This window comes from Mucilaginibacter mallensis, assembly GCF_900105165.1.
GTDB lineage: Bacteria > Bacteroidota > Bacteroidia > Sphingobacteriales > Sphingobacteriaceae > Mucilaginibacter > Mucilaginibacter mallensis.
Genome location: NZ_LT629740.1, coordinates 5539981 through 5566825, shown reverse-complemented (window position 1 = coordinate 5566825; position 26845 = coordinate 5539981). Strand labels below are relative to the sequence as shown.

21 protein-coding genes are annotated in these 26845 nt (G+C 43.0%); 11 read left to right on the top strand and 10 right to left on the bottom strand.

Annotation, left to right across the window (positions count from 1 at the left end; translation table 11 throughout):
• Positions 1-44 precede the first annotated feature (44 nt).
• Positions 45-2549, top strand: a complete 2505-nt coding sequence (locus BLU33_RS22890; RefSeq protein ID WP_157682332.1) for an OstA-like protein — start codon at positions 45-47, stop codon at positions 2547-2549.
• A 116-nt stretch (positions 2550-2665) separates the two neighbouring features.
• Here BLU33_RS22890 and BLU33_RS22885 read toward each other — a convergent pair whose 3' ends face one another.
• Entirely contained in the window at positions 2666-3244 is a 579-nt protein-coding gene (locus BLU33_RS22885; protein WP_091378930.1) for a non-canonical purine NTP diphosphatase, read from the bottom strand.
• 146 nt (positions 3245-3390) lie between these two features.
• Positions 3391-3954: a hypothetical protein gene (locus BLU33_RS22880; protein WP_157682330.1), complete on the bottom strand. Its 564-nt coding sequence runs from the start codon at positions 3952-3954 to the stop codon at positions 3391-3393.
• 177 nt (positions 3955-4131) lie between these two features.
• On the opposite strand from BLU33_RS22880, the gene BLU33_RS22875 reads away from it, so the two are divergent.
• From BLU33_RS22875 to BLU33_RS22860, 4 genes are all read left to right on the top strand, one after another.
• Positions 4132-5547 (top strand): peptidylprolyl isomerase, encoded by a 1416-nt coding sequence (locus BLU33_RS22875; RefSeq protein WP_091378925.1) that lies wholly within the window; start codon positions 4132-4134, stop codon positions 5545-5547.
• Between the two features lie 6 nt (positions 5548-5553).
• Complete coding sequence (locus tag BLU33_RS22870; RefSeq protein WP_091378922.1) at positions 5554-6516, top strand: AAA family ATPase; 963 nt, start codon at positions 5554-5556, stop codon at positions 6514-6516.
• Positions 6517-6649: 133 nt separating this feature from the next.
• Entirely contained in the window at positions 6650-8740 is a 2091-nt protein-coding gene (locus BLU33_RS22865) for a S41 family peptidase (protein WP_157682329.1), read from the top strand.
• A gap of 24 nt (positions 8741-8764) precedes the next feature.
• Positions 8765-9823, top strand: a complete 1059-nt coding sequence (locus BLU33_RS22860; RefSeq protein WP_091378915.1) for an LIC11966 family surface protein — start codon at positions 8765-8767, stop codon at positions 9821-9823.
• A 92-nt stretch (positions 9824-9915) separates the two neighbouring features.
• Here BLU33_RS22860 and BLU33_RS22855 read toward each other — a convergent pair whose 3' ends face one another.
• The 6 genes from BLU33_RS22855 to mutL all read right to left on the bottom strand — a co-directional run bounded on the left by BLU33_RS22855 (position 9916) and on the right by mutL (position 17116).
• Positions 9916-10788 (bottom strand): nuclear transport factor 2 family protein, encoded by an 873-nt coding sequence (locus BLU33_RS22855; protein WP_091378912.1) that lies wholly within the window; start codon positions 10786-10788, stop codon positions 9916-9918.
• Positions 10789-10873: 85 nt separating this feature from the next.
• Positions 10874-12334 carry a cysteine--tRNA ligase gene (gene cysS, locus BLU33_RS22850; RefSeq protein ID WP_091378910.1) on the bottom strand — a complete coding sequence of 487 codons (1461 nt, stop codon included), beginning with the start codon at positions 12332-12334 and terminating at the stop codon, positions 10874-10876.
• A gap of 195 nt (positions 12335-12529) precedes the next feature.
• On the bottom strand, positions 12530-13645 hold the full coding sequence (locus BLU33_RS22845) for an endonuclease/exonuclease/phosphatase family protein (protein WP_091378908.1): 1116 nt from the start codon (positions 13643-13645) through the stop codon (positions 12530-12532).
• The gene (locus BLU33_RS22840; protein ID WP_091378905.1) at positions 13635-14510 is read right to left on the bottom strand and encodes a rhomboid family intramembrane serine protease; all 876 of its coding nucleotides are present in this window, start codon (positions 14508-14510) and stop codon (positions 13635-13637) included. The genes BLU33_RS22845 and BLU33_RS22840 overlap by 11 nt, the downstream gene beginning before the upstream one ends.
• Before the next feature lie 13 nt (positions 14511-14523).
• On the bottom strand, positions 14524-15222 hold the full coding sequence (locus BLU33_RS22835; RefSeq protein ID WP_091378903.1) for a rhomboid family intramembrane serine protease: 699 nt from the start codon (positions 15220-15222) through the stop codon (positions 14524-14526).
• A 37-nt stretch (positions 15223-15259) separates the two neighbouring features.
• A complete protein-coding gene (gene mutL, locus BLU33_RS22830; protein WP_091378900.1) occupies positions 15260-17116 on the bottom strand; it encodes a DNA mismatch repair endonuclease MutL in 1857 nt (618 codons plus the stop codon).
• 140 nt (positions 17117-17256) lie between these two features.
• Here mutL and BLU33_RS22825 point away from each other — a divergent pair, with 140 nt between their 5' ends.
• The 4 genes from BLU33_RS22825 to BLU33_RS22810 all read left to right on the top strand — a co-directional run bounded on the left by BLU33_RS22825 (position 17257) and on the right by BLU33_RS22810 (position 22573).
• Entirely contained in the window at positions 17257-18894 is a 1638-nt protein-coding gene (locus tag BLU33_RS22825) for an amidohydrolase (RefSeq protein ID WP_091378897.1), read from the top strand.
• Positions 18881-20704, top strand: coding sequence for a serine hydrolase domain-containing protein (locus tag BLU33_RS22820; protein WP_091378895.1), 1824 nt, complete (start codon positions 18881-18883; stop codon positions 20702-20704). Before BLU33_RS22825 ends, BLU33_RS22820 begins: the two co-directional genes overlap by 14 nt.
• Before the next feature lie 177 nt (positions 20705-20881).
• Positions 20882-22033: an N-acetyl-alpha-D-glucosaminyl L-malate synthase BshA gene (gene bshA, locus BLU33_RS22815; protein ID WP_091378892.1), complete on the top strand. Its 1152-nt coding sequence runs from the start codon at positions 20882-20884 to the stop codon at positions 22031-22033.
• Positions 22034-22090: 57 nt separating this feature from the next.
• Positions 22091-22573: a lipocalin family protein gene (locus tag BLU33_RS22810; RefSeq protein WP_091378888.1), complete on the top strand. Its 483-nt coding sequence runs from the start codon at positions 22091-22093 to the stop codon at positions 22571-22573.
• Positions 22574-22794: 221 nt separating this feature from the next.
• Here the strand turns inward: BLU33_RS22810 and hisS are convergent, their stop codons facing one another.
• Positions 22795-24333 carry a histidine--tRNA ligase gene (gene hisS / locus BLU33_RS22805; RefSeq protein ID WP_091378885.1) on the bottom strand — a complete coding sequence of 513 codons (1539 nt, stop codon included), beginning with the start codon at positions 24331-24333 and terminating at the stop codon, positions 22795-22797.
• A 247-nt stretch (positions 24334-24580) separates the two neighbouring features.
• On the opposite strand from hisS, the gene BLU33_RS22800 reads away from it, so the two are divergent.
• Together BLU33_RS22800 and BLU33_RS22795 are read left to right on the top strand one after the other, a co-directional pair.
• Positions 24581-25099, top strand: coding sequence for a GNAT family N-acetyltransferase (locus BLU33_RS22800; protein ID WP_091378881.1), 519 nt, complete (start codon positions 24581-24583; stop codon positions 25097-25099).
• Positions 25100-25828: 729 nt separating this feature from the next.
• Positions 25829-26329: a GNAT family N-acetyltransferase gene (locus BLU33_RS22795; RefSeq protein WP_157682327.1), complete on the top strand. Its 501-nt coding sequence runs from the start codon at positions 25829-25831 to the stop codon at positions 26327-26329.
• Here BLU33_RS22795 and BLU33_RS22790 read toward each other — a convergent pair.
• Positions 26310-26747: a low molecular weight protein-tyrosine-phosphatase gene (locus tag BLU33_RS22790; RefSeq protein WP_091378873.1), complete on the bottom strand. Its 438-nt coding sequence runs from the start codon at positions 26745-26747 to the stop codon at positions 26310-26312. The genes BLU33_RS22795 and BLU33_RS22790 overlap by 20 nt on opposite strands.
• Between the last annotated feature and the right edge of the window lie 98 nt (positions 26748-26845).

Below are 26845 nucleotides of genomic sequence, written 5' to 3'. Positions count from 1 at the left end.
AATTATTAATTTAATAACCCCAACAAAAAACTAATTTTGCCATTGTGAGTAAATATGTCATAAGTTTTGTATTACTGCTGATTACGGCTACTGCTTTTTGCCAAAAAAAATCAAAAGTGAACCTGATTTCATCAACCCGGAGCCACGGTGATAAACGCAATGGCGTGGACATTATTAAGGTATACGATGGCGTATGGAAACAGGATTTCTCCATTATGCGGTCGGACAGTGCCTATTTTTACCCCTCGGCAAATGCTTTTGAAGCCTTTGGCCACGTAAATATAAACCAGGGCGATACGCTTAACATTTACTCCGATAAGCTTAACTATGATGGTAATACCAAAATAGCCGTATTAACCGACAATGTAGTAATGGTTGATAAAGATGCCACTTTAACTACCAACCACTTTAATTATAATACCGCCACCCGCATAGGCACTTATACCGATGGCGGTAAGCTGGTGAGCAAAACCAATACGCTTACCAGTAAAAATGGTTACTATTTCTCTTTTTCGCACGATGCTTATTTCAGGTACGATGTGGTAGGCAAAACTACCGACGCGCTCATTTATACCGATACCATGCGGTACAACTCACAATCAAAGATCAATTACTTTTACGGGCCCACCCGGATATATGGCACTAAGGATAAGGATACCCTGCTTACCGAAAATGGCACTTATGACACCAAGACCGAACAGGCCAATTTCATCAAAAAGAATTTATACAAACAAGGCACCAAAACATTAATTGGCGACACCTTGTTTTATGACCGGCTAGTGGGCTATGGCCGGGCAGTTAAGCATGTTACTTTTAATGATGAAGAGCAGAAAGTAACCATAAAAGGGGGCCTGGGTACTTATTTTAAAAAGAACGACCTGGCCATTGTTACCCGCGACCCTTACATTATTATGGTTACCGAAGAAGATGACACCACAAAAAAGCGTGACACTCCCAAAAAACCATTACTCACAAAGGCTCAAACAGACTCGCTTGCAAAGGCAGCCGCCGCGCAAGGCAAAAAAGGCAGTGTTAGCACGCAAAAACAGGGGCCATTAAGCATGGGCACGCTGCCTATTATGAATCCATCTGCGGCACAGATCAAGAAGATAGACACGCTGAAAGGGAAGTTGACTATGCCGATTATTGATTCCTTCAGCAGAAAACTACCGACGACGGATTCCTTAAAGAAACTGGCAGCAAACCAAATCAAAAGTATTGACAAAGGCACACAGGGCAAGGTAAACACTATCATTAAAGGGGCAAAGCCAGATACCAACAGCATTGTGTCCGGCAAACCTATCGCCCCTAAAAAAACAAAGGTAAAAACCGACTCTGTTTATATGTCGGCAGATACGATAGAAACGCAAATAGTAACATTTAAAGAACAGCGGGAGCTAAAAAGGCAGGACAGCATATCGCATATAGTAGATACCTCAAAGGTAAAAATTGAGCATATAATATATAAAGTGGCCCCGAAAACCATTACGCTTGTAGTACCCCGGCTGCCAAAAGATACCAGCTATTATCGCCGTGATTATTTTGGGCCACCAAAGCCAAAGCCCGTAAAAAAGAAAAGCACCATTGTATCATCTAAGCCTAAAAAGAACGTCAAGCCCGATTCAACATTTTATACCCCAAATATTGTGCTGAGTGATACGGCGCGCATACGTATTATAAAGGCTTTTCATAAGGCCAAAATATTTAAATCGGACCTCCAGGCTGTAGCTGATTCCATTTTTTACAGTAACAGCGATTCAACTATACGATGTTATGTGAAGCCGATGATTTGGGCCGAGGGCTCGCAGCTGTCGGGCGATACGGTTTACCTGCAATTGAAGAATAAAAAGATCGACAAAATGGACATGTTCCCCAACGCATTTATTGTGAATGTGGAAAAAGAGGATTCCAGCCACTTTAACCAGGTTGGGGGTAAAAAAATGCGGGCCTTTTTCAAAAACAGCAAGCTGAGCCGGGTATATGTTGATGGCAATGCCGAAACCATATATTTTGTGCGCGATAGCACAACTAAGCAAATAACCGATATGCAGCGCTCATTCAGTAGCAGGCTATGGGTGTATATGAAAAACAACGAGGTAACCGACCTGGGCTTTATCACCAAGCCCGAGAACAGGTATATCCCTATCCACGTAGTAAAGGAGGATGAAAAAATATTGAAAGGCTTTCTTTGGAAACCTAAAGACAGGCCGGTATCTAAAGAATCTATCCTGCCATCCTATAACCATAAGTCAGACACTACCACGGTTAAACCCAAACCCGGAGGCGGTTTAACCGGCCCTAAAAAGATAAATGGTAAACCTCCGGGTAAAATTACAACTCCGCCTGGTAAACCAGCCGGTATAAAAGCAGCACAGGATACTACCTTAAAAGCGCCTGCGATAAATGCGGGGAGAGATACTGCAAAAACAACAAGCCCTGCTGTTAAACCAGCTATAGGTGCTGGTAAGGATACAACAAAAGCTAAAGCACCTCCGGTATTGAGTCCGGCTGTGCAAACTAAAAAGGATAGTATAGGTGTGAAGCCATAATAAATAGATGTCATTGCGAGGAGGAACGACGAAGCAACCTCGTCGCGTTCAATATACATGCGACGAGGTTGCCACGCTATCGCTCGCAATGACATGATGTAGGGGTGAATGAAAAATTATACTCCCTGCAAAAACTCAATCAACTTCCCAACAGCTATTGCACGGTGACTGATGCTATTTTTCTCTACCATACTCATTTCGGCAAAAGTTATATCATAACCATCGGGTTGAAAAATCGGATCATAACCAAAGCCTGCAGCTCCGCTGAGTTCATGGCGGATGGTGCCGTTTACTGTTCCTTCAAAAAAATATTCCTTATCCTCCCAAATCAATGATATCACGGTGCGGAAACTTGCTGAACGGTCGGTTTTATCTTTCAATTTTTCCAGTACTTTATCCATATTAGCCTGGTGGTTGCCATGCTCGCCCGCATATCGTGCCGAATATACACCCGGCTCACCGTTTAAAGCGTCTATTTCCAGTCCGCTATCATCCCCAAAGCAATTCAGGTTATATTTTTGGTAGATGTAATAGCTTTTTATAGATGCATTAGCCTGAAAGGTAGTACCAGTTTCAGCAATATCATCATGGCAGCCAATATCATTTAAACTAAGCAGTTTAACTTTGCCGGCTACCTTATCGGCTACTTCTTCCAGCTTATGCGCGTTATTTGTGGCGAAAACTAATTGTTGCATGTTATAGAAGAGTCAAGAATTAAGAGTCAGGAATCAGGACAAGAAATTTATATTTTCCTCACCCTCTTTGCCGAAAGCTGCAGAGAGGGTCGACCAGCAAAGCGTAGTCAGGGTGAGTCAACGGAGCGCGAAAAAACTTACCGTGCTTACAACCCCTTCATCTGTTCCCAAAAAGCCTTTTTATAATCGTTATTATCCATCATTTCATCAAAGCTAAAGCTGTATAATGCGGCAAAGCCTGCTACCTGCTGCGGCACATTAAGCGCGAGCGGCACTATCCCCTGCGGTAATGCGCTTTTACCCAGTATCAGCATTTTTTGTGGCTTAAAATAAGTTGTCAGGGTTTCAAGGTTAACTGCATCATATTTGGCGATATTGAATATGGCCACATCCTGAAGCTCAAAACCTTTGCGTTTCAGTATATTATCCAGCGCGATTAAATGCGTTTCATGTATAAATTCCAGGGCGGGATAATGCACCAGCACCAAAAAATTCTTGTTGTTTTTGCCATGATATTTAAACTCAACAGGCTTTTCACTCGCAGCAATTTCAACAACCGGGGCAATCGCAACTGGCGGAACACTTACCGCCTGGGCAACGGGCACTTCATCAGCAACTACCTTGTTGTTGTACAGGTTTTTATCTGAATTTAAAAAAAACAGGTCGTCCTGCATAATAAAATGCAGTGCAGCGGGGTTCTCTATGTTCACTTTAACAAATTTTAACAAAAGTAGTTAAACAGTTTGAGGCTTTATCGGCATATTCGCATAATTATAGGTGGCCCATTTTCACATAATTATTTAAGCACCTTATAATTAATAAATTTTACCGAAATTTGATTTTTTTAGCGGATAAATCCGCGCTTATATTTAGTATAAAAACAGTACATGAGAAAGTTTGGGATAGCCATTTTAAGCATTTTTTTAACCATATCAGTTGCCAGCGCGCAGCAACATACAACTGATTCAGCAGCAATGGCCAATATGCCAAGGCATACACTCGATAAAATAGCCGGGGTGGTGGGCAACAGTATTATTTTGCAATCTGATATTGAATTATCATACGCCAACTACCTTGCACAGGGTGGCGCGCCAAATCCTGCTGTTAAATGCCAGATCATACAGGGGCTTATATCCCAAAAAATATTGGCCCAACAGGCAATCATCGATAGTATTGACGTTAAGGACGACGAAGTAGATAACGAAGTTGACCGCAGAATGCGTACCATGGAGCAACGCGCCGGTGGCCAGGATAAGCTGGAGCAGTTTTTAGGCCGCTCCGTAATACAGTACAAAGACGAGGTTCGCCCGGACATACGTGAAGGTATGGTTGCTGATAAAATGAAGCAAAAAATTACCGACAAGCTGAATGTAACCCCTGAAGATGTTGAAAAATATTTTAATGCTATGCCCAAAGACAGCTTGCCAACCTTTAACAAAGAGGTTGAAGTAGGTGAAATAGTATTTCAGCCAAAATTAACCAAGGAAGAAAAACAAGCCTACAAACAAAAAGCTGAAGATTTGCGCAACCGTGTAAAAAATGGTGAGGATTTTGGTACGCTGGCCCGCCTGTATTCACAGGATCCGGTTTCGGCGGCTGAAGGTGGCGATGTGGGCTTTGCTGATAGAAATACCTTTGTAAAAGAGTTTACGGCATGGGCGTTTAAATTAAAGGCCGGTGAGATTTCGCCTGTATTTGAAACTGATTATGGCTTTCACTTTTTGCAGGTAATTGAACGCAGGGGAGAGCAGGTGCACGTGCGCCACATTTTGGTTATACCTGCAGTTACCAGTGCAAGTTTAATACGCTCAAAAGCCCGGGCCGATAGTATTTATAACCTGATGGTTAAAAATAAATTGATAAACTTTTCAAGTGCGGCGGCCTATTATTCTGATAATAAAGACACCAAATACAATGGGGGTATGATGCTGAACGCCGAGAATGTGCAGAATAGGAGCACCTTTATACCAAGTGATAAGCTTGACCCGCAAGTTGCCCTTGTAATTGATACCATGAAGATAGGTGAGATATCGCAACCGCAAATATTCACCGGTCAGGATGGTAAAAAAACTTATAAGATCTTATACCTTAAATCTGTTACCGATGCGCACAAAGCTAACCTTGCGCAGGATTTCCCTAAAATAAAGGATGCGGCTTATAACGATAAGATAAACCGCACCATAAGCGAGTGGTTTGAAAAAAGAAGAAAAGAAACCTTTATTAAAATAGATCCTGAATACCAGAGCTGTCCTCAGGTAAAGGGATGGGCAACACCAGCGTTAGTAACAGCCGACGTAAAATAATTTAGAATGCAGCACCGATCTGATGTTGAAGCGGCTGATGCCTTAAAAAAGGTCTATGAGCAATTACGTTCCGAGATAGGAAAGGTTATTATAGGCCAGGACGAAGTTGTTAAATACGTACTCATATCTATTTTTAGCAACGGGCACTGCCTATTGGTAGGTGTGCCTGGCCTGGCAAAAACCTTGCTGGTGCAAACCGTAGCACAGGTGCTCGACCTGGATTTTAAACGCATACAATTCACGCCCGACCTGATGCCCTCGGACATTATCGGGTCTGAGATATTAGGCGAAGACAGAAATTTTAAATTTATCCCCGGCCCGGTTTTTTCAAACATCATCCTGGCCGATGAAATAAACCGTACACCACCCAAAACACAAGCCGCCCTGCTTGAAGCCATGCAGGAAAAAGCGGTTACTGCCGCAGGGGTTACGCATCAACTTTCAAAACCATTTTTTGTACTGGCTACACAAAACCCCATAGAGCAGGAGGGAACCTACCCATTACCGGAGGCCCAACTCGACCGCTTTATGTTTAATGTATCTTTAGATTACCCATCATTTAAAGAGGAGCTACAGGTAGTTAAAAATACAACCAGCACAGCGAAGGCCGATGTTAAACATATTTTAAACGCCGAGCAGATCATCTATTTTCAGCAATTGGTACGCAATATTCCTGTCGCCGATAATGTGTTGGAATATGCTGTAAAACTGGCATCAAAAACACGCCCTAACAGCGAGTTTGCTGGTCCGCAGGTTAAGCGCCTGCTGAACTGGGGAGCAGGTCCGCGTGCGTCGCAATATTTAGTTTTAGGCGCTAAATGCCATGCTGTTTTACATGGTAAATACTCGCCCGATATTGAGGATGTACGTGCCGTAGCAAAACCCATATTGCGCCACCGCATAGTACGTAGCTACCACGCGGAGGCTGATGGCCTGTCAACTGATGATATTATTGAACAGTTGTTTTAAGCCTTTGTCATCCTGAGCGATAGCGAAGGATCTTCAAAGCGTTTACCCTGAGGAAAGTTTCTTCGCTATCGCTCAGAATGACAGTTTAATAAACCAAATTATTTTCTTTATTTTCATGCGCCTAATTATTTGCATGAAAAGTTTAGCAACGCTAATTGCTCTTATCATTTTCCCGGTTTTATCCTATTGCCAAACAATTGATAAAACCGCTAATGATGCGTTTGTGCTCATCCGCATGGTAAATAAATTTCATGTGGAGCCAAGGGAAGTGAACAGCGCATTTTCTGTTGGCGTATTCAAAGGCATGCTACAAGCCACTGATCCCGGCAGGATCTATTTTACCAGCGGTGATATATACAAGCTCAGTCCGTATACCACAACGCTCAATTACGAGATCAAACACCGCCGAACAGCCTATTTAAGCCTGTTCATAAGCATTTACCAACAGCGCCTCAAACAGGCTGATTCACTTATCAGCATAATAGGCAAAACACCTTTCAATTTTTATACTGCCGAAAAGCTTACCGTACCCGAAGACACCTTGCATCCTCAATCGCTGGCTGCTATGCAGTTAAAATTGTATAAAAAAATAAAATCAGGTGTACTTGATGAGTTGATCGATGATATGCCCGACAATTTTAAGGCCCTCAGTCTGGTAAAACAAAAGAAATACGTCGACAGCGCCGAGGTGGTATTCCGTAAAAAAGTAGTTGCATCCTATAAAAGGAGGATAAACCATGTTTTGCAGAACCCTTATGGCATAACCCAATATGTGGGCGATATTTATTGCAGCACCATAGCAACCTGTTTCGATCCGCATACCCAGTTTTTCCCGCCCGAAGAAAAAGAAATGTTTGAAGGCGAACTCGGCAAACAACGCTTTATGTTTGGCTTTACCATAAAACCCGATAAAGCCGGCGGCGTATTAATTGATAAGCTGGAACCCGGCAGTCCGGCATTTAAAGGCGGCAAGCTTAACAAGGGCGATAAGTTTATGGCCCTGCAATGGGAGGGTAGCCCGCCTGTTGATGTATCCGACGCATCAATAAACGAGTTGAGCGCGCTCATGGCCGAAAGCAACCATAAGGCGGCACTGTTCACCATGAAAAAGGCAGATGGCAGCACTATACAGGTGTCCTTACAAAAAGAGCAGGTGGCAACCGATGATGATGAAGGCAAGGTAAAAAGCTTTATACTGAAAGGCAGCGGCAACACCGTTGGCTATATTTATTTGCCCGCCTTTTATCAGGATTGGGATACCAATAACGATGGCCTTAATGGCTGTGCAAATGATGTGGGCCGCGAAATTATAAAGCTGAAAAAAGAAAATATAAACGGCCTTATACTTGACCTGCGCTATAACGGTGGTGGCTCGGCAGGGGAAGCTACCGAGTTATCGGGCATTTTTATTGATGCCGGTCCGGTTGAACAGGTGAAAGAAAAAAACGCGAAAATATACACCATGAAAGATGTTGATCGCGGCACTATATATGATGGCCCGCTGGTGATATTGGTAAATGGGTATAGCGCATCGGCCTCTGAACTGGTTGCCGGCACCTTGCAGGATTATAACCGTGCCGTAATTATAGGCTCGCCGACTTATGGCAAGGCTACGGCGCAGGTTGTTTTCCCGATGGATACTACCGTTACATATGAAAGCATGCAGGTCCCGAGCACCAATTATTTAAAAATTACCATAAGCAGGCTGTACCGGGTTAACGGCACTACGGCGCAATTTAAAGGCGTACAGCCCGATATTGTTTTGCCTGATATATTGGATGCCTACATCACAAAAGAAGCTGACGAGCCCTTTGCTTTACGCCCGGGGACCATAGCTGCTAACAAGTACTATCAGCCATATCCTCCACAGCCTTTAAAAGCCCTGGCGGCAGGGGTACAAACAGAAATTGATACCAATAAATATTTCAATGCGGTAAAAAATTTCATCGCTTATTCAAAACAGCATAACGCCGTAAAGGATGTTTCGCTGAATTTAAAGGATGCGCTGGCTGATACTGCTCCAGGCATAAAAATGGAAGAGGATGCCGTTGCGCCGGGCAGCAGATCAAAAAAATTCAGCGTAAAAAACAACCAGTATGAACTGGCCCGTATGCAGGCTGATGGCAGTCTTAAAGAGCTGAACGAGGAGTTTAGCAAACAGTTAAGTTCCGACGCTTATGTCGGCATAGCATATGATGTACTCGCCAAATTAAAAACTCCATAAAAGATCAACCAAAAACCATTTTTCATGAAAAAACTATTTACACCTTTCATTTTGTTATTGATCATAACATGTGCGGCAATACATCCTGCAAAAGCACAGGATGCCAGCAGCGACCCCGGCGCTTATATGAACGTGATCAGCGATGCAGAAACCGGGATGAATAAATCCTATATGGCCTATATCAGCGCGTCGGCCCATAGCAGCCGTAAACGTAAGATAGATAAAATGCGCGAGCAGGCTATAGAGGCAATCCAAACCTGCCAAAACACTATCAATTATAACCTTGGGCCGTTTAAGGGCGATAATTCCTTACGGCAGGGCAGTTTGAATTACGTGGGTCTGTGCTATAAAATTTTTAATGATGATTATGCCCACATAGTAGATATGGATGATATTGCAGAGCGTAGTTATGACGAAATGCAGGCTTACTTATTATTACAGCAAGCTACTAATGATACGCTGCAGGCCGCCATAACCAGGGTGAACAAGGCCCAGGAAACATTTGCAGCCAAATACAATGTAACGCTCACCAATGACAGAACAGAGCTTGGTGATAAGATGAAGGAATCAAATAAACTGAGTGAATACCGCGATAAGGTGTACCTGATCTTCTATAAATGCAACTGGGAAGATAACCAGCTTACCAATGCTGTAAACGAAAAAAATGTAACCAAAATTGAACAAACCCGCAGCGCACTGGGCAAATATGCCATTGAGGGCCTTGCAACACTCGACAAAATGCTTGGATATGACGGCGACAATACGTTAATAGAAAGTGTTAAACAAGCCTTAAATTTTTATAAGGACGAAGCCCAGGTACAGATACCAAAGGTTACCGATTTCTTTTTAAAAGAAGAGAATTTTGAGAAGCTTAAAACTACCATGGAAGGAAAATCAGCCGACCAACGGACCAAGCAGGATATTGACACCTACAACAACGCCGTAAACGATATAAATGCCAGCGTTAAAACTTATAACGAAACAAACAACGATTTAAACAACGGCAGGAATGATATTAACAAAAACTACAACGACACCGAAAAAGCGTTTATAGATACGCATACGCCGTATTATAAGAAGTAGTGAGGTGGGTGAGTGGTTGGATTGGGTTGATTAGGTGAGTGGTGAAACTTATCAACCACTCACCTAATCAACCCAATCCAATCATTCACCAATTACTCATTCTCAACTGCCGAGAATACCTCCAGCAATATATCCCATTTGTGGTCTTTATCAATTTCCCAAATGCGCACGTAGTTGTAATTGCTCACTACATCGCCTTTTTTAATGCGGGCTGTGCCGTAGCTGTAAGCCAGGTCATTACTTGTAGATCGGCCGGCATTTACCGTCTCGGCGCTTATGGATATATCTTCGTTATCAATAAACTTCATGATCTTATCCTGCCCTACTATTGGCTCAAATCCGGGGAAATAATATCGGCCCTCCGGGCTCAAAAACTCTTTGTAGCTGGCCAGTGATGAGATAGATAATGAATGATTAAACAATTTATCGGTAGCAAGTATAATATTTTTACCATTAAAAGGGTCCTTGCTTGGCGCAATCAGTTTTGATGAATCCGGTTCGGTAAAATCAGTTACAGCATCCTGCTCAGGCTCGGGGTGCTGTATACCCAGGTCCATTAGTAATTTCATGTTATTACCTACATCGGCACGCCAGATGGATACATAATCGCCATAAACCTTGTCTGTATCGTTCTTACCGTTCTGGTAAATATATGGCCCTGCCGAAAATGCAAGGTCGCCATTAGCAGAGATACGCGCGAAGTTTGGTTTCCAGCTTAATGAGCCGGGTTGTTTATCAATATTGGTATAAAAATCAACTATTGAAACGGCCTGGGGCTTAAAAACGATTCCCTCAGGGTCTGCCACCTCTAAAAAAGCACTCTTTATTCCCTTGCGTGCAACCAGCTTATTAAAATTGTCTTCGGCTTTAATAACTTTATCTACTACCCCAAGTGCGGGCTTTTGTGCAAAGGCTAAACTGCTGAAAAAGCTTAATGTTAAAGCAGTTAATATTATTTTCTTCATTTTGTTTATTACTAGGTTGGTGCAAGAAATTTAGTGATTTACTTTTAACCAAAAGCACTAAACAACTCATCTTATTGTATGATTATTAAATTTTTGTCCAATTAGTTCCTTCTTTAGTATCTTTTAATTGAAAACCTATCTTTTGCAACCCATCCCTTATCTTATCAGAAGTAGCATAATCCTGGTTGGATTTTGCTTCGTTCCTAAGGTTTACAATAAAGTTTAATAACTGAGGCAGGTCATCACCCGCGGCCTGTTCATCTTTCAATCCTAAAACATCAAGTACAAAGCTTTTCATTAATTGTTTTAAAAGCTGCAAATTGTACTCGTCTATTTTCAGCTTTCCATCATAAACCGAATTGATGATACGCGATGCTTCAAAGAGCTCGGCTATTAATACCGGGCTATTAAAATCATCGTTCATAGCTTCATAACAACGATTTAATAAGGGTTTTATTTCAACATCTGTACTGTTTGATGCTTTTAAATCATCCAGCAAATCAAACGCGTTCATTAAGCGTTTAAAGCCTTTTTCAGATGCTTCCATGGCCTCGTTGCCAAAATCAAGCGTACTGCGGTAATGGGCCTGCAGCATAAAAAAGCGCACGGTCATTGGGCTGTAGGCCTTGTTCAGTATTGAATTATTTCCGGAGAACAATTCATGTGGCAGAAAACTATTGCCTAACGATTTCGACATCTTTTGCCCGTTAACCGTAAGCATATTGGTATGCAGCCAGTAATTAGCCGGCATTTTACCGCAGCTTGCCATGTTCTGCGCTATCTCATTGGTATGGTGCGTAGGCACAAGATCGAGGCCGCCGCCATGTATATCAAACTGGCCGCCTAAGTATTTGTTGCTCATAGCCGAGCACTCTAAATGCCAGCCCGGAAAGCCAACACTCCATGGCGATGGCCATTTCATTAAATGTTCAGGCTTGGCTTTTATCCAAAGGGCAAAATCCAATTTGCCTTTTTTGTCTTGCTGGCCCCCTAAATTCCTGGTATTGTTTAGTAGGTCTTCAAGGTTGCGGCCATTCAATATCCCGTAATCATGTGAGCTGCTATATTTTTCCACATCAAAATACACCGAGCCATCCACCTCATAAGCATAGCCCGATTTAAGTATCTCTTTTACCAGTTCTATTTGCTCGATAACATGGCCGGTGGCAGTGGGCTCAATACTGGGTGGCAGTATATTAAGCAGTTCCATTACCTCATGAAAACCTACAGTGTACTTTTGTACAATTTCCATAGGCTCCAGCTGGGCCAGTTTTGCCTTTTTTGAGATCTTATCTTCACCCTCATCAGCATCACCTTCCAAATGGCCCGCATCGGTAATATTACGTACATAACGTACTTTATAACCCAAATGATTAAGGTACCTGAAAATCAGGTCGAATGAAATATAAGTACGGCTGTTACCCATATGGGCATCACTATAAACTGTGGGGCCGCAAACGTACATGCCAACATGCGGCGGGTTAAGCGGTTTAAATTCTTCCTTTTTGCGTGTTAATGTATTGTAAACAAACAAATTTTGTTTCATAGGCGCAAACTTACGATTACTCTGTTGAATATTGAAATACAAGAGTCAGGATATAAGAGTCAAGAATCAAGATAAAAAACATTAGCACGTCATAAATTTACAACCAGCTCTTTCTTGATTCCTGGTTCTTGGTTCTTGGCTCTTGATTCTTAAATTTTTCCCTTCTTGATTCTTGACTCTTACATCTTGATTCTATTACTTCAACACCAGGTCGCTGCAAACCGGGTAATGGTCTGATAATCTTTTTTCGATGATCTGATAATCCATCACATCAAACACAGGGCTAGCCATAATATAATCTATCTGGTAGTTCGGAAAATCACCGTTATAGGTGCGCCCCAGGCCCGAGCCTTTTTCGCAGAAGGCGTTTTTCAGGCCCTTGCTCATCTGGTTTACGGCAAAAGAGCTTGGCGTATCATTAAAATCGCCGGAGATAATATAGGGATAAGGACAGGCTGAGGCGTGGTCTTTTATCTTAGCTACCTGCGCGCTCCTTTTTATAAAAGCTATTTTAAGTTTGCTGCCTAATCTTTTGGTTGAGCCCATATCGGCTTTACCCTGGCCCGATACCATGCTTAAATAACGATAATCCTCCGGATCAAACCGGATAGATTGCAGGTGAACGCTGTATACCCTGAATGTTTGCACGCCTTTTTTTACATCGATATAAAGACACTGGTTCCCGCTGGTTTTATCATCTGATAAGGAGATCAACCCATGTGCTACAATAGGGTATTTTGAAAATATGGCCATACCGATAGCCTCGGTACTATTATGCTCAAATTCCTCAAAATAATAGTTGGTAGTATGCAGAATTTGCTGAATAGAATCAACCATATCATACTGGCCGTGCCTGCGCGAATAAAACTCCTGGAAACCTATAATATCCGGCTGGTTCTCATTAATTATGGCCAATATCTCCTTTTTGGTTGATGCATCATTTTTTGCTCCATAGCGTTTAAAGTTATGTACATTATAGGTCATGATACGGATATCATTTGAAGGTGGTGGAGTTGTGGGTGTAGAACCGGAACGAAAACCGATATTTTTATTCAATACGCTCCAGCCAATAGCAATACAAATTACCGGCAACAGTACCCATATACTTTTACGCAGCAGCCAGTAGACTATAAAAATTACGCCCCCTACTAAAAACAAAGGGTAGGCCAGCCCGAAGAACGCGATGAGCCAGTATTTTGCGGGATCGGCTACCGGGGCCAGGTAACTCAACAATAAACATGCGCACAGGAAAAAATTTAACCAGAGGAATATCTTGTCAATAAAAGTTAGCTGCTTTTTTTTAGCTTTCATTTTTGCTGGCACGAAACAATATCTCCTTTTCCTCTTTGTTCAGGCTTTCATACCCGTTTGTTGATATTTTATCCAAAATACGGTCAACATCCTCTTGCCTTGGGCGCGAAGGACCTTTCTTTGCCGTATTACGTGCAACTACTTTAAGGTTTGATAATCTCGGGCCTGCTTTAAACAAATTGGTTATAGATGATATCCAGTCGTGCCCCTTTTGTAAGCGTTTTATATAAACGAAGCCTATTAAAGCCCCGCCCAAATGCGCTATCTCTCCACCCGAATTTGGGCCTGCAATACTTATAAAATCAAAAACAACATAGGCTATTGCTATCCATTTTAACTTTACCGGGCCAATAATAAACAGGGGTATGGTATAATCGGGTAGCAAAGTGGCCGTAGCAACAATTACCGCCATAACACTTGCCGAAGCGCCTACTGCAGTGCTTAATGGCAGGGCGGAAGCAAAAACCGGGAAAAAGTTATAGCTCAGTATATAAAAAAGCGCACCTGCAAAACCACCCATCAGGTACAAGCCAACGGTACGTTTGTAGCCGCTAAACTCTTCAAATATTTGTCCAATCCAGTAAAGCCATAACATGTTGAACAGGATGTGGAAAATACCGGCATGCATAAACATGTAGGTAAGGGGCGTCCAAAAACGCACCAGCAGTTTTGGCAAATAAGCAGGCAGCGCTAAATATTCGTTTGAATAATAGGTAATCACATCCATTGAGCCTGTAAACAGCCACTCAACAACCGCCGGGATATTTATCGCCAGATAAACAATAACATTTATGCCTATGAGCAGGTATAATTTACTACCCGACCTTAGCATTTTAGACGATATATTTTGCCAAAGCGTACTCATATTATTTAATTATTTAAGTTCTCTGTATGTTCCAGGCTTTTATCAATATAAAGCCTATCAATGCACCGCCCAAATGCGCAAAGTGAGCAACGTTATCGCCGCCAAATTGGCCCAATCCCAGGGTTAACTCAACCAGTACATAAAAAGGTATGATGTATTTAGCCTTAACCGGTACCGGTATAAACATGATCATCAGCTCCATGTTTGGGAAAAGCATGCCAAAAGCTATCAACAAGCCAAATATAGCACCTGATGCGCCAACCATTGAGCCATGGTAAATATCGTAAACTTTTTGCGCCATATCACCAAACTGGTAATAGCTGGCCTCAATTTCAGGATGTGAAATAGTGAAGCCGCCAGTAATGGAATGCACCTGTATAGCCTGAACCAGCATTTGTAAAAGCACAGCGCCAATACCGCAAATAAAATAGAAGTTAAAAAACCGTTTCGAGCCCAATGAATATTCCACTATCGGCCCAAATGAAAATAAGGCGAACATGTTGAACAGTATATGCCATATACTGCCATGTAAAAACATGTAAGTTATCAGCTGCCATGGGCGAAAGGCAGGCGAGTTAAAATAATATACCCCAAACATGGTGGAGAACGGGCCTCCCGGGTTACCATGATCTATAGTTAAAAAGGGGATAAAACAAATAATATTGATAATAAGCAGGTTTTTTACAACCGGTGGAATGTTTGAAAATTGCATTGTTCGTGTTAATATTTAAAATGTGCAGCTCCTTAAACTACTTTTCAAATCGTTCTAATAATTCATTTAATGTAAAGGTACTAATTACAGGCTTTCCATTTAATGCAACATTAGGCATTTGGCAGGCAAAAAGCTGATCAATCAGTAAATTCATCTCTTCGAGCGATAATTTTGTGCCCGATTTTATCGCCGCGTTGCGCGCCAGCGAGCGGGCCAGGTTATCGCGCTTATCCAGTTTCAGTATCGCCAGGTTATTTTTGAAGCCTTCCAGCAGCTGTTCAAGTAGCTGGTGCTCGCCAATATTGTTCAGGTCTGCCGGTATACCCTCAACAACCACCGTATTTTTACCAAACTCACGTATATCAAAGCCTAAAGCGCGTACATCAGGCAAAAGTTCCCTTAATAACTCAAAATCACTGCTGTTTAGTGTAACCGACTGCGGAAACAAACTTTGCTGGCTCACGCCTGAATGATTTTGCAATTGCTGTAAAAAACGCTCATACAATACCCGCTCATGCGCAGCCTGCTGACTGATCAGCATAAAGCCCGATTTTATTTGCGATAAAATGAACCGGTTATGGATCTGGAACAGTTGCCGCTCGCTCGATTTGCTTACTTCCTGCTCATCAACCGATATGTTCTTCTCCTCATGCATGGCATGCTGATAGTTCGGCTCTTTTTTGCTTATCTCATATAATGTATCCCAGTTTTTGGGGATAGGCGAACTGTTATAACTGTGGCTATCCCGCATGTAGGGCATTTCCCTGTCGGCTTTTTTCTCAGCCGCGAAGGGATTAAAATCCGGGTTGAAGGCGATGGTTGGCGCTACTATTTCCTCAAAAGGCTTTGGGGTTATCAAATGCTCAATGCTGTTCTCCTGGTCGAAATCAAGGCTGGGCGTAATGTTATACCGGCCAAGCGAGCGTTTTACCGCTGAACGGATAATGGCATAAATAGCCTTCTCATCCTGGTATTTTATTTCTGTTTTTGTGGGATGAACGTTGATATCAATTTTTGCGGGATCAATATCAATAAACAGCACATACATGGGGTAGGCCTCATCAGGCAACAGCTCATCAAAAGCAGTAAGCACCGCGTGGTTTAAGTATGCGTCACGTATAAAACGGTTATTTACAAAAAAGAACTGCTCGCCACGGGTTTTACGGGCAAACTCGGGCTTGCCTACAAAGCCGTGCAGTTTTATAATGGTGGTATCTTCCTCAACAGGCACCAGTCGCTGGTTGTAATTATTGCCGAACAAGTGTACGATACGTTGTTTCAGCATCGCCTCCGGCAAATGGTAAACCTCCTGCCCATCATGATGCATGGTGAAAAATATTTGCGGGTTAGCCAACGCCACACGCTGAAATTCGTCAATAATATGGCGCATCTCCACCGGGTTGCTCTTTAAAAAGTTGCGGCGGGCAGGCGTATTATAAAACAGGTTTTTAACCGATATGGATGTACCCGTATTTGCCGAACAGGCCTCCTGGCTTATCACTTCCGATCCTTCAATAAAAATACAGGTACCCAGTTCATCCTCATGGCGGCGGGTTTTCAGCTCTACCTGGGCAATAGCTGCAATTGATGCCATGGCCTCGCCCCTGAAACCCATGGTACGGATGGCAAACAGGTCATCGGCCTTGCGTATTTTTGATGTGGCATGGCGCTCAAAGCTCATGCGCGCGTCGGTAAGGCTCATGCCGCAGCCATTATCAATTACCTGTATCAGCGCCTTCCCGGCGTCTTTAAGTATCAGTTGTATTTTATCTGCACCCGCATCTATCGCGTTCTCAATCAGTTCTTTTACGGCTGATGCTGGTCGCTGAACCACTTCGCCCGCGGCTATCTGGTTGGCAACGGCATCCGGTAAAAGCTGTATAATATCTGGCATTTATCAAGTTTCCCTTCTCCGCCAATAGCAGCGGATTCATATTCGATGCTAAATTAAATATTTGATAGCATAACTTTTTTATCATTTGTGGGTTGTATTAAGTTTAATAGTTTTATTTTACTTTGCACTACACTTACCGGATGAAGAAATTATGGCCCCTGCTACTTATTTTTATAGTAGCGTGTAAACAAAAACAAAGAGAATACAATGCTGATCTGCTGGTTAAAAATGCGTTGGTTTACACTGTCGACAGTAATTTTACCACCGCCCAGGCTTTTGTTGTAAGTGCCGGCAAAATAATAGCAGTTGGCGATACCGATTCATTAGATAAAAAATATTTAGCGCGCGAAGTTGTTGACGCCGGCGGCCATGCCGTTTATCCAGGGTTTATTGATGCGCATTCCCATTTTTATGATTATGGCACAGGCCTGCAGCAAGCCGATTTGACCAATACCCATAGCTGGCAGGAAATTATTGATACCGTAAACGCTTACGCCCGCCGCAATACTGATGGCTGGGTGGTTGGCAATGGCTGGGACCAAAATCTTTGGAAAAACAAACAATTTCCGACCAAAGGTAAACTGGATTCGCTGTTCCCGGTGAGGCCGGTATTGTTGGAGCGTGTTGATGGCCATGCCGCCATTGCTAACCAGGCCGCCTTAAATATAGCCGGTGTAAAACCCGGCCAAACTATTAACGGTGGCGTAATTGAAACCGTAAAAGGTAAACTTACCGGCATGCTGGTTGATAACGCCGTGGGTATAGTTACCCGCAAAATACCACCACCCGATGGTGATGGCATACAAGCCGCATTGCTGGCCGCGCAAAAAAACTGTTTTGCCGATGGCTTAACCACTGTAGCCGATTGCGGCCAGCCTTATACCATCATCAGCACTATTGATGGCTTACAGCATAAAGGCGAATTAAAGATACGCCTGTTCGTAATGCTATCCGACAGGCCCGAGAATTACGACTATCTGTTTAAACACGGCATTTTTAAAACACCGGGCCTTGATGTGCGTGGCTTTAAAATGTTTGCCGATGGAGCCCTGGGCTCAAGAGGCGCATGCTTGTTACAGCCTTATGCCGATCAAAAAAACTGGCGCGGTTTTTTACTAAGCAGTCAGCAGCATTTCCAGGAAATTGCTCAAAAGGTGTATGAAAAGGGTTTTCAGCTATCAACTCATGCCATTGGCGACTCGGCTAACCGGGTGATATTAAAAATTTATGCCTCCGTTTTAAAAGGCAAAAACGACAGGCGCTGGCGGATTGAACACGCGCAGATCGTATCACCTGATGACATGAAGAGCTTTGGCGATTATAATATCATCCCATCGGTACAGCCTACACACGCTACATCTGACATGTACTGGGCGATAAAGCGCCTTGGCCCCGAGCGTATAAAAACAGCTTATGCTTATAAACAACTGTTGGATCAAAACGGCTGGCTCCCGCTGGGCACCGATTTCCCGGTTGAAAATATTAATCCTATCTATACCTTTTATGCAGCTGTTGAACGTAAAGACCTGAAAGGCTTTCCCTCAACTGGTTTTCAGCCCGAAAATGCGATAAGCCGCATTGAAGCGTTAAAGGGAATGACCATATGGGCAGCCAAGGCTCAGTTTGAAGAAAAGGAAAAAGGAAGCATTGAGCCCGGTAAATATGCCGACTTTGTAATACTGGATAATGATATTATGAAAATGAACGGCGCCGACCTGCCAAAGGTTAAGGTGCTGAAAACTTATGTTAATGGTGAAAAAGTATATGAGAAAAAATAAGTGGAATTGCGTTATCCCCGTATTATCGTTGTTTGTATTGTTTAATTCGGCCTGCGCGCAAAATCCACCTCTTGGTAAAGCCTATGTTGTTGAAGAGAACCTGGTACAAAACTCAACCGTATTACTCAATAATGCATCCTATCTTATCCCGCTGCAAAATCTCAATACTTTAAAAATTGCCAGTATCCATTTCACCAATCAATACGCAAGCGGGTTTGATAGCCTGCTCAATAAGTATAGCAAGGCTGATGTTTTCAACGGGAACGATTATACCACCGGCGCAGGCCCCAACAACATCAACACACTTTCGGCTGATTTAAAATGGTATAATACCATCGTCATACAGCTAAACAATAACGATGTAAACAACGCGCAGATTATCAATTTTATCACCCAGAATCAAAAATTAAAAAATGTGGTGATCGCGCTGTTTGGCAATGGTAGTTCTTTTACTAAGCTGAATGACGTTACAGCGCCCATCATCTGGAGCGAAAGGATCTCAGCAGTATCGGCATATTTTAGCGCACAGGCTATATTTGGCGGGGTTGCTATCACCCAAAAACTAAGCAGCACTTATGCGCCCCATTATGCCGCTAACATGGGGTTCACCACATCAAAGATCCGCCTGCAATACACTGTGCCCGAAGATGCAGGTATCAATTCAACCAATCTTTTAGCCATTGATGATATTGCCCGCGAGGCCATTGCTGCACATGCAACACCCGGCTGCGTAGTGCTGGTAGCCAAGGATGGCAAGGTGATCTTTAACAAAGCTTATGGCTATCACACCTATGATAATTTAGCTCCTGATAAGCTGACCGATATCTTTGACCTGGCATCCCTTACCAAAGTAACGGCTACCACAATGGAGGTAATGCGACTTACCGAACAGGGTAAGCTGAATATGGATTCTACTATCGGCACTTATTTGCCTATAGTTAAGGGCTCTAACAAAGCCGATATACTTTTGCATGAGTTAATGACCCACCAATCAGGTTTAGTAGCCGATATCCCAACCTATGAAAAACTGAAACCCAGCGATCATAGTATTGATTCATCCGCCGCCTATCCAACCAAAATAGTAGACAATTACTACCTGCGTAAAAATTATTTTAATGATGTGATGATGCCTGATATCCTGCATTCGCCATTAAAAACGCGTGGGCAATACGTTTATAGCGATGTGAGCATGGTGATGATGAAAGAAATTTCGGAAACCGTTACCTCAACGCCTTTAAATGATTATGTACTGCAGCAATTTTATTTGCCATTAGGTATGCAAACTGCAGGTTTTCATCCGTTGTACCGTTTCCCGGCTAAAAACATTATTCCAACAGAAGAGGACCAGGTATTTCGCCATACTTTATTGCTGGGTTATGTAGAGGATCAAACCGCGGCATTATGTGGCGGTGTATCGGGCAATGCCGGTTTATACGCCGATGCCAATGACCTGGCCATACTTTACCAAATGGTATTGAACAAAGGCATGTATGGCGGTGTACAATATTTTAAACCCGAAACGGTAGATACGTTCACCGCTAAATACTCGAATATTAGTCGCCGTGGCTTAGGTTTTGACCGCTGGGACCCTATCATCGACAGGCATTATCCATCGCAACTGGCATCACCACAAACTTATGGGCATACCGGCTATACCGGTACCTGTGTTTGGGTTGATCCAAAATCGAACCTGGTGTATATCTTTTTGTCGAACAGGGTAAACCCGCGTGTTAGTGATAAGCTATCGAGCCTGCGCATCCGCCCAAGGATACAGGACGCGGTGTATGATGCGATAGCGAAGGGGTTGTGATTTTGGATTTCGGACGTTCGATTTCGGAATTAAAAATCTGCTAGCTAAATCCGAAATCGAACATCCGAAATCCAAAATTAATTTACATCCGCTTAACAATATTCCAATAAATTGCTGTTAAACTTGTACTTGTCATCTGCGTATAAATAATACGAATTACAGATAGCTGATTTGTTAATGAAAATAGGAATAGTTTGTTATCCAACTTTTGGAGGAAGCGGGGTTGTAGCCACTGAGCTTGGCAAGGCCCTAGCCGATCGCGGTCACCAGGTACATTTTGTAACCTATAACCAACCCGCCCGGCTCGATTTCTTTTCTGCCAATCTTTTTTACCACGAGGTATCGGTATCTAACTACCCTTTATTTGATTATCCGCCCTATGAACTGGCTTTGGCCAGTCGCCTGGTTGATGTGGTTCGTTTTGAAAAACTGGATGTATTGCATGTTCATTACGCCATTCCGCATGCCTCGGCAGCATTTATGGCCAAGCAGATACTGCTTACCTATGGCATCTATATCCCGGTAGTAACAACGTTGCATGGTACCGATATTACTTTGGTAGGTAAGGATAGAACATTTAAGCCTGTGGTAACGTTCTCCATCAATAAATCCGATGGGGTTACGGCAGTTTCAGAGCATTTAAGGAATGATACCTATGAGTTTTTCGAGATTGAGAAAGACATAAAGGTGATTCCAAACTTTGTTGATCTTACCCGTTTCAGCCTTAAAGCTAAGGATCACTTTAAAAAAGCCATAGCGCCCGAGGGAGAAAAAATACTGGTGCATACTTCCAACTTCCGTTCGGTAAAACGCACTAATGATGTGGTTGAAATATTTGCCAAGGTTGTTAAGCAGATCCCCTCAAAATTATTGATGGTAGGCGATGGCAAGGAACGCGCCGATTGCGAACAATTAAGCCGCGACCTGGGCGTAAGTGACAATGTGCGTTTTTTAGGCAAGCAGGATGCCATTGAAGAAATACTTTCGGTAGCCGACCTGTTCATTATGCCTTCGCAATCAGAAAGCTTTGGCTTGGCCGCGCTTGAGGCCATGGCCTGCAAAGTACCGGTGATCAGCAGTAACGCGGGCGGTTTGCCTGAGTTAAATGTTGATGGCGTAACCGGTTTCCTGAAAAATGTAGGTGATGTAGATGGCATGGCCGAGAGAGCGATCTATATTTTAGAGGACGAAGCACGCTTGGCACAATTTAAAGACAATGCCCTTGCCCGCGCAAAGGAATTCGACCTTACTAATATCCTGCCCATATATGAAAATTTTTATGTGGAGGTTATTGAAAGTTGCAAATCTCGCGAAGACAGCCTTATATAAAAACAATATTAGCCGTACCTTGGTTATATTATTAATACTTACCTAATATATAATCACATGAAAAAAATATCCTTTGCTATTATTGCACTTTTAGCTGTTACCTTCCTTTTTACATCATGCGCCGCCAAAAAAAGCACGGTTAATAATAACATTGTTTCGCGCGGCAAGTTTGTTGGCACCTGGACATTAACCGCCGTTACTTATGATGGTTTGTTGCCAGCAGCTGTACAGGTTGTATTTAACCAGGGCCCGGCGCAGAGCTTTGTCAACAGCACCTGGAAGCTAACTAATAGCGGCAATGGCAGCTATACCTTAGGCGATGGTACTTCGCAAACCATTTTCTGGTCGGTTTTAAATGGCGATGGCATGGATACCATGTTCCAGTTCAAAAAATTATTTGAGGGCGATAAAGCACAAAAAGTTGATGATGGTTACCGCCTGGTAATCGGCAGCAATGATGGCTCAAGTATGGTATTGAAAACACCTGTTGCGGTAGGCGATAAAACGGGATATATTGTTTATTCTTTTAGTAAGAAATAATATTTATAACCTCTCTTTGTCATTTCGAACGAGGTACGAGTAGAAATCTTCTTCACTGTCCAAAGCGGCAATGCAAGTCGCAGAAGATTTCTCAAATCGTTCAAAATGACAAAGGCGGAAGTGCGCAAGGTGTCACACGGAGGCACTCGAAGTGTAAGCGCAGAGGCCTTTACCCGCATGCCTCGAGTGCCTCAGCATGACAGCCCCCTTTTTGATCTCGCCTATAAAAGAATTTTCGCAATCTCCTCAGCATTCAATTTCTCCTGCAGGCCGCTGGTCATATCCTTAAAGGTTAATAAACCGCTTTGCATTTCGTCGCTGCCGATAAGTATGGTGTAGGGGATTGCCTTATTATTGGCATACTCCATTTGTTTCTTGATCTTAGCACCTGCCGGGTAAAGTTCAGCGTTGATATTGTTTTTGCGTAAACTGTGTAATAAAGGCAGGGCATACGTTTCGCCCTCACTATCAAAACAGCAGATCAACACTTTTGTAGTTTGATTGGTGGTGGCCGGAAAAAGGTTTAGCTCTTCCATCACATCATAAATACGGTCGGCCCCAAAGGAGATACCTACACCGGTAAGGTCCTTTAACCCGAACATACCTGTCAAATCATCATAGCGGCCGCCACCACCGATGCTGCCCATGGCAACCTCATTCGTTTTTACCTCGAATATCGCACCGGTATAATAGTTTAAACCTCTTGCAAGGGTAATATCGAGCTCCAACGTTGCCGTTTGCAGCGGGCAATTGGTGATGTAATTGAATACGGTTTCCAGTTCATCGCAACCTTTTAACCCTATGGGTGAATCAGCCAAAGCATCGCGTAAGCTATGTAGTTTTACGCTGTTCGATCCATCCAGCAATATAACCGGCTTTAATTTCTCAATATCAGCCTCGGCAAAGCCTTTTTCAAGCAATTCCTTTATAACACCATCGAGGCCAATTTTGTCGAGCTTATCAATAGCTACAGTAAGGTCGATGATATTATCCGCCTTGCCTATAACTTCGGCTATGCCGGATAGTATTTTGCGGTTATTAATTTTTATAGTGAAATCCTTTAAACCTAGTTTACTCAACGCTTCATCGTAGATCATGATAAACTCCGCCTCGTTCAACAATGATGGCGAACCCACCACATCCGCATCGCACTGATAAAACTCACGGTAACGACCTCGTTGAGGCCTGTCGGCACGCCAAACCGGCTGCACCTGGAAACGCTTGAACGGGAAGGTGATCTCGTTCTGGTGCATTACCACGTAACGGGCGAAGGGTACGGTAAGGTCGTAACGGAGGGCTTTTTCGGAGATTTTAGGTGTAAGATTTTTTGAGTCTATATTAAAATCTTTAAAAGAAAAATTATGCGATAGAATATTTCTTAGATGTGTAGAAAAGCTTTTAATCTCAGTTTCAGATTTCAGATTTTCAAAATGGTCCGAAAAGTTTGAATAATGGATTTCCGTTGGAATTTTATATACCGATCCATATAATTCTTCTACTAATTCTGATAATGTCCTGCTAACCTTTACTTTCTCTAAATATTCGCCTGATTCTAAAACTTTAAATATAAGTTTATCTCCTTCATCACCATACTTACCCATCAAAGTAGAAGAGTTTTCCATCGTAGGCGTTTCTATCTGCTGATAGCCATATTTGCGGAATACACTTTTTATAGTATCAAAAATAAAATTACGTTTCACCATTTCAACAGGTGAAAAATCACGGGTTCCCTTTGGTACGGATGGTTTGATGGATGCCATGCGGCAAATGTACAAAAAAGAGGGTTATGCCGCCACTATAGCCTGAGCGCCATTGTGCAATATAACGGTGGGTATCATACTGAGGCCACTCGAAGTGGGGGTGTAAAGGCCTTACCCGCATGCTTCGAGTGCCTCAGCATGACCCCGCGCACCTTTGTCTTCGCAAAAGATCTTTCCTATGTAAAAAAGCTTGTTTAATAGATTCTTCGTTCCTCAGAATGACAATTAACCTTTAATTTTGAATACCATGACCACCATCCTCCAAACACCCCGCATACTTGTACGTGAGTTTTTACCTGATGAAGAAGAATTATTAGTTGATCTCTACCGCGATGAGCAGGTAACGCTCCATCTTTCCAATCGTACCGAGGAAGAAACCCGTGAAAAATTCAAAGGCACTATAGAAAACTATAAAAATGGCACCGGCCTGGGCAGATGGGGCGTATTTAATCCCGAAGATGGCGATTTTATAGGCGTTTGTATCCTGATGCAAAACGAAACTGACCATATACAAATTGAAACAGGTTATGTATTCCGTGCAAAATACTGGGGCAGGGGCCTGGCTACCGAGCTGGTAAAATCGCTGATATATTACGGCTTTAATGATAAAGGCCTAAAGGAAATATGTGCCTGCACCAATCCTGAAAATCTCGCTTCGCAAAATGTGCTGTTAAAAGCCGGGTTGAAACGCGATGGCAATGTATTCTGGCATAAACAGGAGCTGCCGTTTTTTAGAATTTTAGCACAAAACGTTATTATCTATTGAGTCGCGTGAAGCCGCTCATGGGCGCGGAGCCCTAGTGTCATGTCAACAGTCTTTAGTCGTAAGTCTAAAGCCATATTTCGTTCTTTTTGAATTTTGACTCAAGACTTTAGGCTCATGACTAGCGACATTTTATGATTGACACGACACTAGTTACTTTTTTCGTATTTGTTTGCTTTTTCAAGGCACTCAAGAGGGCTTCGCCGTTTGGCTTGATCAAAAAGTAACCAAAAGATCAAGACAAAAAGATCCTTCCCCCCACAGGCAAAACACCCAGGCCCGCGCTTTTTGTCGAGCCTTTGCCCGCTTTTAATTACGGTTCAATTAAGCCCTCTCCTTTGGAGAGTGTTGGGTGAGACTTCTTTTTCTTTCTCCCCGTCAGTAGAACAGCTTCGGGTGAAATCAGGCAAAACGATGGTGGCCTTGTGTAGTGGCAGGGCATAGCAGATTTTTACAGAAGCGCAAAGGCCAGGTGCGTAGCGACAGCCGGGTAAAAATATAGCAGCCCTGGTTTTGTATGATTTGCAGGGAATGGCCTTGTGCGTCAAAGAAGCCTAATCTACTGACTTGATTTTTTGGTTACTTTTTGTATCAAGACAAAAAGTGACTTCTTAGCGAAAAGCGATACCATGCTATAAGTAATCCAGTATGCATAACCGCCCTGTATAGTCGGGGATTGCTTCGTTCCTCGCAATGACGCTGGGAGAGAAAATTATTTCACTATTTTTGAGCATGCACACCATCCTCGAAACACCCCGCCTTATCATCCGCGAATTTTTACCCGACGAACAGGACATCTACCTAAATCATTTTACTGATGAAGAAGTATGCCGCCATATTCCAAAACGTACCACTGATGAGCGTATAAAGATCTTCCTTATCGCTACCGTGAACTATCAAACAAATAAAAAACTAGGCATCTGGGGTATGTTCAACAAAGCGAACGGTGTATTTATAGGCAGCTGCCTGCTGCGCCTTTTTGATGAACCGGATAAAATTGAGCTGGGTTATAGTATGGAACGTAAATACTGGGGCCAGGGTATTGCTACAGAGATGGCTGAAGCATTGATTGAGTATGCCTTTACAGATGCTGATGTTAACGAAGTTGTAGCAGTTACTACACTTGAGAATATCGCCTCACAACGGGTGCTTGAAAAAGCCGGACTGGTTAGAACAGATAATGTGATGCGAAATGAGGAAGAGCTGGCTTTTTTCAGGAAGTCGCGCGGTTAATAATTGCTTTGCAGCCGTGTTCTATCAGGTCAAAAACCGGCTCAAACTGATTGTTGTCATAGTAAGGATCAGGCACTTCCTTATCGCCCAGCAATAGTTTTACCTTTTTAGCGGCCTCTTCATTTGGTGCCATGGCGAGCACATCGCTTAGGTTCATTTTGTCCATCACAAAAATGTGGTCGAACTCTTCAAAATCAGCTTTGCTGAACTGACGACAAACCTGCTTGCTGATATCAATCCCGCGACCATGTGCAGTACGCGTTGACCGTTTATCGGGGCCTTCGCCCACATGCCAGCCGCCCGTACCTGCCGAATCTATTTGCCAGTCGAGGTCCTGCTCATCAGCCATATGCTGCATGATCCCCTCCGCCAGCGGCGAACGGCATATATTGCCCAGGCATACCATTAGGATTTTCATTATTTGGGTTGATTGAGTGAGTAGTTGATTAGGAGAGTGGTTATTGGATTGATTAAGTAGCAGATATAACCACTCTCCTAATCAACCCAATAAACTAC

Bases quoted from the DNA above. Each gene is read 5' to 3' on its own strand.
- BLU33_RS22810 (WP_091378888.1), top strand. From the start codon at position 22,091: ATGAAAAAAATATCCTTTGCTATTATTGCACTTTTAGCTGTTACCTTC.
- BLU33_RS22795 (WP_157682327.1), top strand. From the start codon at position 25,829: ATGCACACCATCCTCGAAACACCCCGCCTTATCATCCGCGAATTTTTA.
- BLU33_RS22870 (WP_091378922.1), top strand. From the start codon at position 5,554: ATGCAGCACCGATCTGATGTTGAAGCGGCTGATGCCTTAAAAAAGGTC.
- BLU33_RS22860 (WP_091378915.1), top strand. From the start codon at position 8,765: ATGAAAAAACTATTTACACCTTTCATTTTGTTATTGATCATAACATGT.
- bshA (WP_091378892.1), top strand. From the start codon at position 20,882: ATGAAAATAGGAATAGTTTGTTATCCAACTTTTGGAGGAAGCGGGGTT.
- hisS (WP_091378885.1), bottom strand. From the start codon at position 24,333: ATGGCATCCATCAAACCATCCGTACCAAAGGGAACCCGTGATTTTTCA.
- BLU33_RS22800 (WP_091378881.1), top strand. From the start codon at position 24,581: ATGACCACCATCCTCCAAACACCCCGCATACTTGTACGTGAGTTTTTA.
- BLU33_RS22825 (WP_091378897.1), top strand. From the start codon at position 17,257: ATGAAGAAATTATGGCCCCTGCTACTTATTTTTATAGTAGCGTGTAAA.
- BLU33_RS22865 (WP_157682329.1), top strand. From the start codon at position 6,650: ATGAAAAGTTTAGCAACGCTAATTGCTCTTATCATTTTCCCGGTTTTA.
- BLU33_RS22790 (WP_091378873.1), bottom strand. From the start codon at position 26,747: ATGAAAATCCTAATGGTATGCCTGGGCAATATATGCCGTTCGCCGCTG.
- BLU33_RS22840 (WP_091378905.1), bottom strand. From the start codon at position 14,510: ATGAGTACGCTTTGGCAAAATATATCGTCTAAAATGCTAAGGTCGGGT.
- BLU33_RS22835 (WP_091378903.1), bottom strand. From the start codon at position 15,222: ATGCAATTTTCAAACATTCCACCGGTTGTAAAAAACCTGCTTATTATC.
- cysS (WP_091378910.1), bottom strand. From the start codon at position 12,334: ATGAAACAAAATTTGTTTGTTTACAATACATTAACACGCAAAAAGGAA.
- mutL (WP_091378900.1), bottom strand. From the start codon at position 17,116: ATGCCAGATATTATACAGCTTTTACCGGATGCCGTTGCCAACCAGATA.
- BLU33_RS22875 (WP_091378925.1), top strand. From the start codon at position 4,132: ATGAGAAAGTTTGGGATAGCCATTTTAAGCATTTTTTTAACCATATCA.
- BLU33_RS22845 (WP_091378908.1), bottom strand. From the start codon at position 13,645: ATGAAAGCTAAAAAAAAGCAGCTAACTTTTATTGACAAGATATTCCTC.
- BLU33_RS22820 (WP_091378895.1), top strand. From the start codon at position 18,881: ATGAGAAAAAATAAGTGGAATTGCGTTATCCCCGTATTATCGTTGTTT.
- BLU33_RS22855 (WP_091378912.1), bottom strand. From the start codon at position 10,788: ATGAAGAAAATAATATTAACTGCTTTAACATTAAGCTTTTTCAGCAGT.
- BLU33_RS22885 (WP_091378930.1), bottom strand. From the start codon at position 3,244: ATGCAACAATTAGTTTTCGCCACAAATAACGCGCATAAGCTGGAAGAA.